At 43.5% G+C, this 10,745-nt stretch carries 8 protein-coding genes; 4 read left to right on the top strand and 4 right to left on the bottom strand.

What is annotated here, in order from left to right; genetic code table 11:
- Nucleotides 1-27: 27 nt before the first annotated feature.
- A complete protein-coding gene (gene bamA / locus OQ5_RS0111290; RefSeq protein WP_100221922.1) occupies nt 28-1,839 on the bottom strand; it encodes an outer membrane protein assembly factor BamA in 1,812 nt (603 codons plus the stop codon).
- 202 nt (nt 1,840-2,041) lie between these two features.
- On the bottom strand, nt 2,042-2,752 hold the full coding sequence (locus OQ5_RS0111285) for a diphthine--ammonia ligase (RefSeq protein WP_016777597.1): 711 nt from the start codon (nt 2,750-2,752) through the stop codon (nt 2,042-2,044).
- Nucleotides 2,753-2,919: 167 nt separating this feature from the next.
- Between OQ5_RS0111285 and OQ5_RS0111280 the strand changes: the two genes are divergently transcribed.
- The 4 genes from OQ5_RS0111280 (at nt 2,920) to OQ5_RS0111265 (ending at nt 8,135) form a co-directional block, all read left to right on the top strand.
- A complete protein-coding gene (locus tag OQ5_RS0111280) occupies nt 2,920-3,441 on the top strand; it encodes a type 1 glutamine amidotransferase domain-containing protein (protein WP_016777596.1) in 522 nt (173 codons plus the stop codon).
- Nucleotides 3,442-3,948: 507 nt separating this feature from the next.
- Nucleotides 3,949-4,404: an Hsp20/alpha crystallin family protein gene (locus OQ5_RS0111275; protein ID WP_016777595.1), complete on the top strand. Its 456-nt coding sequence runs from the start codon at nt 3,949-3,951 to the stop codon at nt 4,402-4,404.
- A gap of 321 nt (nt 4,405-4,725) precedes the next feature.
- Nucleotides 4,726-6,252 (top strand): Do family serine endopeptidase, encoded by a 1,527-nt coding sequence (locus OQ5_RS0111270; protein ID WP_016777594.1) that lies wholly within the window; start codon nt 4,726-4,728, stop codon nt 6,250-6,252.
- A gap of 419 nt (nt 6,253-6,671) precedes the next feature.
- Nucleotides 6,672-8,135, top strand: a complete 1,464-nt coding sequence (locus OQ5_RS0111265; protein ID WP_016777593.1) for a glycoside hydrolase family 130 protein — start codon at nt 6,672-6,674, stop codon at nt 8,133-8,135.
- On the opposite strand, the gene hemE is transcribed toward OQ5_RS0111265, so the two are convergent.
- Both hemE and hemL read right to left on the bottom strand, forming a co-directional pair.
- Nucleotides 8,127-9,158 carry a uroporphyrinogen decarboxylase gene (hemE, locus tag OQ5_RS0111260; RefSeq protein WP_016777592.1) on the bottom strand — a complete coding sequence of 344 codons (1,032 nt, stop codon included), beginning with the start codon at nt 9,156-9,158 and terminating at the stop codon, nt 8,127-8,129. The genes OQ5_RS0111265 and hemE overlap by 9 nt on opposite strands.
- A 37-nt stretch (nt 9,159-9,195) precedes the next feature.
- Entirely contained in the window at nt 9,196-10,485 is a 1,290-nt protein-coding gene (gene hemL, locus OQ5_RS0111255) for a glutamate-1-semialdehyde 2,1-aminomutase (protein WP_026055247.1), read from the bottom strand.
- Nucleotides 10,486-10,745: the final 260 nt, after the last annotated feature.

The following is a 10,745-nucleotide window of genomic DNA, read 5'->3' as shown; positions in this document are numbered from 1 at the left end:
GTCTTTTTTAGTATAAATTCAGCTTTTCTAAAAAGCATGACCTATATTCAAATGAAATTGCCATTTTGAGACCTCGTCGAAAACGGGACGGGCAAAATCAATTCCCACCGGCCCGATTGGTGTTGAAACACGAAGTCCCGTGCCGGCTGCAAAACGTAAATCATTCATCCCGAATGTATTCTCATCTCGCCACACATTTCCGTAATCCAAAAATACAACAAGGCTAACCGGATCCAATACTTTAATTCTGGGCTCAATACTCCCTTCCACAAGGGAATTTCCTCCCACCGGGATATTTTCAACATCGAGAGGCCCAAGCATCTGACGAGCCCATCCGCGAACCGACTGGCTTCCCCCGGCAAAGTATCGTTCTTCTACCGGGGTAATACCGGCTTTCCCCATCGGCATAATGCTTCCTCCTTTCAGTCTGATTGCAAGCACCACTCCGCTCGTAACCGGCTGATAACGCTTTAACTCGAATAAATATTTAAAAAACGGATACGGCGAGTTGAAAAGAGAACTGTTTGCACTTGCATTACAAGCTACAGACCAGCCGTCGACAGGATCGAAACGCGGACTGGAAGTATTATAGATCAATCCGGCCGAAATCCCGTTTTTGGAATAAACGGATTGATTGAGTTCGGCCAGAGAGCGCTCAAAATCGGATGCAATTTCTATATCGACCCGCTCAAAATATAATGAAACGGAACTGGCGAGAAAATCTGAGAAATTTTGATGAAGCGACAAATTTCCTCCCCAGAGAAACGACTCAAAACTTTCTTCTTTCCTCCGGCGTACCGCAGGGTTTAACTCCAATGACGAATTAGGCCCGAACACAGCCGGTTGTGTGATAGTCGTTTCGAACCGGTACGGCTCCAGCCCCGAATGTTTTGCATAAAGGTTCGTTCGCATGGTTCGCCCCGGAAAATTCAGATATCCGACATCTGCAAAGGTTCGGAATTTGTCTTCTTTCCCATAACCAAATCCCAGCCGTGTTGACAAGCGTGGAGCTTCTTCTATTTTGATCCTGACAGGAATGGTATCATTTTTCTGATTGGTCAACCGGGTCTGAACAGAGGCAATACGAAAAAGTCCCAGTTCATAAACCTGTTTTTGAGATTGTGAAAGCCTCTCAGAACTGTATATATCTCCCTTCTGAATGGAGAGCTGACTGCGAACAGACTTAAGAGGGGTTCGTTCCGCTCCCTCAATAGAAATTTCTCCGAAACGGCATAGCGGTCCCTTTCGAATTAACCAATTAATGGATGCGCTAAGGGTATCGGCAGATAACGAAATATCCGGTGTTACACCTACGTAGGCAAACCCGTGAGAAGCAAACCATGAAGCAATCACCTCCTGATCACTTTTTACCTGTTCATCACGAAACCTTTTGCCCGGTTTGGCCGCGAGACTTTGTTTTGTTTTTTCCCATTCCGGCTGCTCAAACAATGAATCGGTTGTTCCTTCTGTTATGGTTTCAAAAGATATATCTTCAATAACTACAGGCCGACCCTCATTTACCTTAATAGTAAGATCAACTTTATATTTACGCGGATGCATCTCAATAGCAGGGGAGTCTATCACAACATGCAGGTAACCGTGCGACTGATAGAAAGTCCTCAACTGGGCTTTATTCATCTCCCAGGCTTCTGAAGTGTAAAAAGAAGGTTCTTTTTTTAAAAAAGTCTTGCCGGTCCAGGATGATTCCTGAAAAGTCATCTTATCCAGCAATTCACCATCACTGAAAGCATGATTCCCTCTAAACCTGATGTTCCGGATTTCTGCATTTTCCTGAGCAAAGAAATTGTCAGGGCACATCAGAATAAAAAAAGCGAACAACGATATGTATAAGTTTTTTTTCAGAGGAAACAACATTTAGATTAAACAGAAACCTGTTTTACGTTGGGAATAATATAACAATTTATGGAATGTTTTTGACTGGAAGAAACGTGCATGGCAAAGATTGTTACAAAAGTATAATGAGTGGGGTATAACAGAGTTTTTAGACAGCCCCATCTAATGGAAATAAAAGACTCCGGTTTTAACAAGGTACCAGATCGCAAAACCAAAATCCGGCAGACAATCTTTCTTTATTGTCAACATCCTCTCCAACAGCAGGGTATTGCCGGTATACAACTTCTCCCTTTTTTAGTTCAACCGGGTTTTTAAAGACAGGCGCATCAAACACAAAAGTATGAAATTCACCATTCTCTCCACAAGGATCAACACCGGCGGGAAGGTCCTTTAAAAAGTCATGATCAATAACGCGTCCGGCAAAACTCTTATCCAGATACTTTTCATCCACGCAGGTAACAATAGTACGAAACCCCATATCTATAAACTCTCTTACCAGCCGGCTGGTTGATTTCCCCCAAAGCGGAAAGGCCGGTTTAAGAGAAATCTTTTTCAGGTTTTGTTCCCGATACTGCCGCACATCTTCAAGAAAAATATCCCCAAAAGCCGAAACCGTAGCACCCTCTTTTTTCAATACTGAAAGATTATGCACCATCAGGTTTTCATAATCCCCCATTGAAGGATTTTCGGGCATTTCCACTTTCACAAGAGGTAGTCCGATGCTTTCTGCCTGGGCTTCCAGTAACTCTGTACGCACCCCATGCATCGAAATGCGTTGATAAGGTTTACTTATTGTTGTGAGCAAGCAAATTGGATCATATTCTTCGGAATCTATAATGTATTTCAGGCATAAAGCCGAGTCCTTGCCGCCACTCCAGTTTATGATTGTTTTCTCCATAACCTACTTAATGTTTGTTCATAAAGTGCCATTTGCTGTGTTTCGCCTGCCGCCAAAATATTCATTTACGAAATTGTCCGTAAAGTTAACAGTAATTTTAACCCTACTATCTCATCAAACAATGATACATCTTTAACCGTTTAATAAAAAACAGAAAAACTGAAACTATGGAACTGAAAAACAAAAAAATCGCAGCATTGGTACACGATCTTTACGAAGACCTGGAACTTTGGTATCCGGTAATTCGTTTGCGTGAAGCCGGAGCGGAAGTGTTGCTGGCCGGTGAAAAACCAGGTGCTCAATACAAAAGCAAACACGGCATCCCGGCCATAGCCGACATTGGCTATAATGATCTGGATAAAGACAATTTTGACGGAGTGATTATCCCCGGTGGTTATGCCCCCGACAAACTTCGTCGATACCCCGATGTGTTGGCCTTTGTAAAACAGACAGACGAAGCCGGTAAGCCCATCGGAATAATTTGCCATGCCGGATGGGTCACCATTTCTGCGGATATTTTGAAAAACCGCAGAGCCACAAGTGTTGGCGCTATTAAAGATGACATGATCAACGCCGGAACCGATTGGGTAGACGATGCCGTTGTGGTGGATAAAAATCTGGTTTCAAGCCGTACACCGGCAGACCTGCCGTTTTATGCCCGAGCGTTCATTCAACTATTGCAACCTTAACAAGCAACGCTGCGGATAAAGCATCTGTTTTTCGAGCAGGTACACACGGTAGTAAACTGTCAAAATTTTAATTGATTGTTAATGTCTTTACTGAAAAAATGTCATGATAGCTTTGTTAACAAAGACAAGATGTCATGATAATTAGTGTTTGTCCATAAAGTACCATTTGCTGCGTTACGCTCGTCGTCAAAATACTCATTTACTAAGGTAGACTCTGTTTTTGGCGGCTTCGTAAGCCTTGCAAATGACACTTTCTGAACAGACACATATTTTGTAAAAACTTTTGCGAGTTTATAGCACTAATTAAGGGTGAAAAATCGACATTTTTCACCCTTATTTATTGAATTAACCCATCATAAAGTAATTGTTTTTCAATATTTTATTTTTTAATATTTTTTAGCAAATCAGACATTATTCAATGGCATACCATTTGAAACGCACAAAAGTGAAAAACGATAAAGCGAGAGAAAAAACAGATGTCTAACCAAAAAAATGGAGGGTTAAGTTATGGCATTACAAAAATATACCGGAGGTGATTTATTCCCGTCCATCCCAGGCTTTTTCAAAGACTTCTTTAACAGCGACCTGATGGATTGGGGATTGTCAAACTTTGCAGGTACCAATTCAACCTTACCTGCTGTGAATGTTCGTGAAACTGACAACGAGTTTACTGTTGAGGTAGCTGCTCCGGGAATGGAGCGTAAAGATTTCAAAGTAGATTATCAAAACGGAAGGTTGACCATCTCCTCAGAAAAGAAAGAAGAGAGCAAAGATGAAAAAGACGGCAAAGTGACCCGTCGTGAGTTTAACTATCAGTCATTCCAGCGCGTATTTAACGTTCCGGAAGACATGGTGAAGGTGGATGACATCTCAGCCAAATACACCGACGGTATTCTTTATATCACTTTGCCCAAGAAAGATGAAGTAAAACCCAAACCCGCAAAAACCATAAAAATTTCATAACCGGCTTTCTTTCCTGAGCCGGCAAAAGCTTCATAATTGAGGTAAAATGGGTTGTTCTGTAAAAACAGGTCAACTTCAAACGAGGCGCCGGGGTTGCAACGCCTGACGTTGCGCCCCGGCGCTGTCGCTTTTATCCAGTTAATAAATGAGTGCGGTATAAAAAGCACATTTTTGTCAAAATCAAGGCGTTTTAAATTTTTGCACCGGAGTTAACTCATTGTTAATGAGGATACAAAAATTTAAAACAACACAGAGTTTGGCAACAAAGATGCTTTTCAGACCGGGCTCATAGTTTATTCACCATAAAAGAAGGAGGGCATTATGATGAAACGGATTGCATCATACATAATTTCCGGAATTATTGGCGGTGCCATAGTAACAGGAAGCTTTTTTCTCCTTGGATTCAATGAAAAACAGCCAATAAAAATAGAACACGTATCAGGCACGCCCGCAGTAAGTGCAGTATTCACCACCGACAAAAACGGCGATATTGTTCCCCTGAATTTCACGGATGTAGCAAAAGAAGTAATGCCATCTGTGGTCCATATCAAGTCTACGCAGATTCGAAACGTTCAAAATTACCAATACCGAAGCATTCCCGATCCTTTCCGTCATTTTTTTAATGATGATATTTTTGAACGGTTTTTCGGATTGCCTTTTGAATCACCATCTCCTTCTCCCCAACGGCCAAGAGGACCACAAACCCGGGTTGGCACGGGTTCAGGTGTTATCATTAGCGAAGACGGATACATTGTAACCAATAATCACGTTATTGACAATGCAGATGACATAGAAGTCACACTCCATGACAACAGGGTACTTAAAGCCAAAGTAATTGGTGCCGATCCTTCTACAGACATTGCCTTGCTACAGGTCAGGGCAGGCGATTTGGACCCGTTACCACTGGCCAATTCCGACGAGGTCGAAGTTGGAGAGTGGGTACTGGCTGTGGGCAATCCCTTCAACCTTAACTCCACTGTAACTGCAGGCATTATAAGCGCCAAAGGTCGAAACATAAACATCCTGCACAGTCAGAATGCCATAGAATCATTCATTCAGACCGATGCTGCCATTAACCCTGGTAACAGCGGAGGCGCTTTGGTCAATCTGAGAGGAGGACTGGTTGGTATCAACACAGCCATTGCAAGTCCCACAGGTGCTTATGCAGGTTATGGTTTTGCTGTTCCGGCCAACATCGTATCCAAAGTTGTGGACGACCTGCTCAAATACGGATCGGTACAAAGAGGTTATCTCGGACTGATGATCAGGGAGGTAGACGGTAATCTGGCACGGGAAAAAGACCTCGACGTTACCAGTGGCGTATATGTCGACAGTATTTCCGAAAACAGTGCTGCCGGTGATGCCGGTGTAAAAGAAGGTGATGTTATCACACAAGTTGATGATACCCCCGTAAAATCAACCGGAGAATTACTGGAAATTATTGCAAGGCACCATCCGGGCGATAAAGTCAAACTGAAAATCAATCGTTTTGGAGAAGAGCTCGATTTTGATGTGGTTTTGCGAAACCGCGAAGGAGAAACCAAACCTTTGCGTAAAGAAGAAAGAGATGTCCTTACCATTCTTGGCGTTGAACTTGAAGAGGCAGATAAAGAAACTGCAAGAAGAATTGGCATTGAAGGCGGTGTTAAAATTACCAGGCTCAAAGAAGGTAAACTGAAGCGCAGCACCGATGTCCGTGAAGGTTTTATCATCACCAAAGTGAATGGTAACAGTGTACGCAGTGTCGAAAGTTTCGTTAACCAACTGGAAAAAATCAAAGGCGGAGTGTTCCTGGAAGGTGTATACGAAGATTATCCGGGCAAATACTATTATGCCTTTGGAATGTAATCAAACAGGAATGTTTGTCATACACGCTGGTCATTTTCACAAAAACCTTTGAAAGCTTTTAAAAATTACGATTAAGTATCTAAAGTTAATGCGGATTAAAATGAAATTTAATGCGGATTAAATTTCATTTTAATCCGCATTAATTAAATTTTTAATCCGCGTTAATTAAAAATATCATATACGTCAGTTTGTCAAACTAACTTCACAAAAAAATTAACCCGATTTACATTATTCCCCGAAAACAAACCCATGATAGAAACGGGCCCTGAAATATTTTAATAAATTTGCCCTGTATTCAGGAATCAAATTATCGGAGACAAGAGAGATGAAACGAGCATGGCAAAGTTTGCCCCAACAAGAACATATATAAGTTCTTGCATGCGAGTTCCATTCGACCTTAATAAATAAATTTTATACGAATGAAACTATCAGTTGAACGCAAGAATACCATCATATACCCGGATAATAACCGGGTTATTGCCCGCTTCTTTTTCAACGGTGACGAACGTGCAAAAAAAGTTATTCTGAACCTTCTGAAAATGCCGGAACAGGAAGTTCTTGCCAATCTGAGCCAGATACTTCGCGAATTTACCCGCCGACATAGAAGCATTACAACCCTTTTCAAAAAGCATTACAACAAGGTAAAGCATCTTGTTGACGGACTTAACGGGAAAACCGTTCTGTCGGAAAACCGAAAGCTCCTCATCGGAGCCTATTTCACCATGGAATATGCCGTCGAATCGGCAGCTTTGTTCAACCCGTCTATTGTAGAAGACCCTGACCAAAGTGGCCTGGAAGAAGGACAAACCCGTGTCATCATCAGTCTGCGGGGAACCGGTGAAGGTCATATTTCATCACTGGTTTTTCGCAGAGCAATCATCGACCAGAATAACGAGATACATGTTCAGGATGAGGGCAGCCAGATTGATGAAGCCGAATCGGTAAAGAGCCACAATTACCAGAAAAAACTTTTCACCAGCAAGCTCAAAGAAATGGGCATAGAGGAACATCTCTATCAAAAGGTGATCAGTCAGTTACCCGATGAATTCAATTACGATCAGGTCAGGGAGGCCGCCCAAAACATTGAAGAGGAGTCGGATTTGAGCCTGGAAGCACAAAAAGCGCTCCAGGAAATATTATGGTTGGCCGGCTCCTATACTGAGATTCGGTTTTCGCTGGATACCGATCTTTCCGAACGGGTTATTTTTCCTTTGTCAAAATTTGAAAAAAACGGGATTGAGGATGCCCGGTTTGTGAGGTTTGTTGAAGATGACGGCTCTGTGTCGTATTATGCAACTTACACGGCATACGACGGATACACCATTTTGCCCAAACTAATCGTTACAAAAGATTTTTACCGTTTTCGGATATTTCCGATCCATGGCAAATTCGCCAAAGACAAAAACCTGGCATTGTTCCCCAGAAGGATAAACGGAAAATTTGCCATGATAGGACGCATCGACGGAGTCAACAATTACATCATGTTTTCCGATGACCTGAGCAAATGGAGTCATGCTCAAATACTCCAGGAGCCGCTTCACCCATGGGAACTGATGCAGATTGGCAACGGGGGTTCTCCACTGGAGACCGAGCACGGATGGCTTTTGATAACACACGGCGTCGGGCCGGTCAGGAAATATTCGCTTGGCGCCTGTCTGCTCGACCTGAACGACCCGACAAAAGTCACAGGGCGTTTGAAAGAGCCTTTACTTATACCTTCTGAAAATGAAAGGGCCGGTTATGTACCCAACGTGGTATATACCTGTGGTACCTATATTCACAATGGAGAACTTATTATTCCGTATGCCATGAGCGATTACGCTTCGTCATTTGCCACGGTAAACATGGATGACCTGATTCGTGAACTGAAAGCATCATCCTGACCAGTTGACCTGTTTAACCCAGTCTGTTACAAAACGGGCATTTTCGTAAGGAATATCGGGCAAAAAGCCATGCCCAAGATTAATAATCAGGTTGGGATGCTCTCGGTAAAACGGAATAAGTTTTTCCAGACTTTCTGCAATATCTTTTTGCGGGGCATATAAAAGACGGGGATCGATATTTCCCTGAATTCCAATCTGCCTGGGCAGTAAACCTCGTGCGTGCCGGAGGGGCATTTGCCAGTCGACACTAACAAAATCGGTCAATTCGGGGGTGATATATTGAATTCCGGTACCCAACCCTTTAGGGAAGAAAATAAATGGTGTCCCGGTATTACGCACCGTTTCCGAAATTTTCTTAATGGCGGGCAGGAATAGTTCCATGTAAAGGTCTGCGGGGATTAACCCTGCATGTGTATCGAACAGCTGAAAAACATCAACTCCGTGTTGAATCTGATTCCGGGCATAATGAGCCGACATCCCGGCAATGGCGTCTATCAATTTACGGGCATCCCGCTTGTTTGTATAAAGATATTTCACCACCTCGGGAAAATCGGGATTTCGGCCTGTCCCCTGCACCATATAACAAAGTGTGGTGAGGGGAGCGCCGCAAAACCCGATAAGAGGAATATTCTCCGGCTTTTGGTTAATGATCGTATCAATATTCCGGTAAATGTATTCCAGCCTGGAAGCATCCGGTTTTAATTCCTGCGATGGTTTTTCTGCTTCCGCAAGCGATTTTTGGAATACCGGTCCGCTGCCTGTAAACGACATTTCCATTCCCAGTGCCACCGGAACTACCAGGATATCCGAAAACAAAATAGCGGCATCCACACCCAAATCGTATACCGGCATCAGGGTAACCTGTGATGCCAGATCCGGATTGCTCATCAGTTCGTGGAAGGAGTATTTTTCTTTAAGTTTTCGGTAACCGGGCAGAATTCGTCCGGCCTGCCGCATAAACCAAACAGGAGGCCTGGGAGTCGGTTTGCCTTTTAGCTTATCAATCAGGAGGCTGTTGTGCATTGTCTTTTATATTTCAATAGATTGTTAGAGAGGACTTCTACAGGGCGGCCAAAGCTTTCCCGGATACTTCAAGCAAGCGGTCAATTTCGTCCATCGTGTGAGCATCTGAAACAAAAGTACACTCAAACTGCGATGGAGCAAGATAAATACCATTCTGAAGCAGGTTCGCGAAATATGCAGCATAACGCTTTGTATCGGAGGTAGCAGCCAGTTCGTAATTGAAAACTTCATGCTCTCCGGTAAAGAAAAGCGTAAGCATTCCGCCCACACGGTTGACAACTCCCGAAACACCAGTCTTTTCAAGATTGCGCTTCAATCCTCTCTCAAGATGTGCTGCCTTTGCTTCAATATCTTTATAGATTTCGGGATTGTTTTTGAGAATCTTCAGAGCAGCAATTCCCGCGGCCATTGCCAGCGGGTTTCCCGAGAGAGTTCCGGCTTGATAGACGGGTCCTTCGGGTGCAAGATAATCCATTATTTCTGCTCGTCCGCCAAAAGCCCCCACGGGCAGGCCGCCTCCAATAATTTTGCCCATTGTCGTCAAATCGGGAGTTACTCCCAGATAGTCCTGGGCACCACCGGGAGAAAGACGGAAGCCCGTAATAACCTCATCGAATATCAGCAATGCACCGTGGTGAGATGTAAGCTCCTTTAATCCCTGCAGAAAACCGGTGCGGGGAGGAATTACTCCCATATTTCCCGGCACCGGCTCCACGATTACCGCAGCAATCCGGTTTTCATATTCCTCAAATAATTTTTCTACCGACTCCAGATTGTTAAAAGAAGCGACCAATGTATCGCGTGCGGCTGCTTTTGTAACACCAGGACTGTCTGGCAATCCAAGTGTCATAGCTCCTGAACCGGCCTGGATCAGGAAACTGTCGGCATGACCATGAAAACAGCCGGCAAATTTAATCACCTTATCACGTTTGGTATAGCCACGCGCCAGGCGTAAAGCGCTCATGGTGGCCTCGGTACCTGAATTAACCATTCTTACTTTCTCAACCGAGGGTACCATCTCTGTAATAAGCTGTGCCATCTCGTTTTCCAGAAGTGTGGGAGCACCAAAACTGGTTCCTCTTGCAGCGGTTTCCCGGATGGCCTCAACAACCTCATCCCGGGCATGTCCTAACATCAACGGGCCCCAGGAAGCCACAAAATCAATGTACTCGTTCCCATCGATGTCCCAGATTCTGGAACCTTTTCCCCTCTCAATAAAAACCGGATTACCACCTATACCTTTAAAAGCACGAACCGGCGAATTAACGCCTCCAGGCATTAAATTCACTGCTTTTTGAAATGCTTCTTTGCTTTTGGATAGTCTCATAAACTCCATTTTTTGATGTTTGAGTGCGTTCAATAGTTTGTTAAAGTAAATCATCTCATTCATTACTCACTGCCCGTCTATAACAGGTCGTTAGAATTTTAGATATAAGATGATTCACATAATCTTGATATACTGCATTTTAACAAACACAACCTTTTAAACACAAGCAATTGGTTTGCAACGTATTGTAAAAGTTTAACGGACTGTTGCGTCTATAAAGTCAAGAAAATTTCTCACTTATCATGTGCCTGTTCAGAAAG

The organism is Anaerophaga thermohalophila str. Valhall, assembly GCF_000250735.1.
GTDB lineage: Bacteria > Bacteroidota > Bacteroidia > Bacteroidales > Marinilabiliaceae > Anaerophaga > Anaerophaga thermohalophila_A.
This window is presented reverse-complemented; position numbering and strand designations above follow the sequence as displayed.

What these genes read in the sequence shown, in the direction of transcription:
- OQ5_RS0111285 (WP_016777597.1), bottom strand. Translation starts at nt 2,752, where the DNA reads ATGGAGAAAACAATCATAAACTGGAGTGGCGGCAAGGACTCGGCTTTA.
- OQ5_RS0111280 (WP_016777596.1), top strand. Translation starts at nt 2,920, where the DNA reads ATGGAACTGAAAAACAAAAAAATCGCAGCATTGGTACACGATCTTTAC.
- OQ5_RS0111275 (WP_016777595.1), top strand. Translation starts at nt 3,949, where the DNA reads ATGGCATTACAAAAATATACCGGAGGTGATTTATTCCCGTCCATCCCA.
- OQ5_RS0111270 (WP_016777594.1), top strand. Translation starts at nt 4,726, where the DNA reads ATGATGAAACGGATTGCATCATACATAATTTCCGGAATTATTGGCGGT.
- OQ5_RS0111265 (WP_016777593.1), top strand. Translation starts at nt 6,672, where the DNA reads ATGAAACTATCAGTTGAACGCAAGAATACCATCATATACCCGGATAAT.
- hemE (WP_016777592.1), bottom strand. Translation starts at nt 9,158, where the DNA reads ATGCACAACAGCCTCCTGATTGATAAGCTAAAAGGCAAACCGACTCCC.
- hemL (WP_026055247.1), bottom strand. Translation starts at nt 10,485, where the DNA reads ATGAGACTATCCAAAAGCAAAGAAGCATTTCAAAAAGCAGTGAATTTA.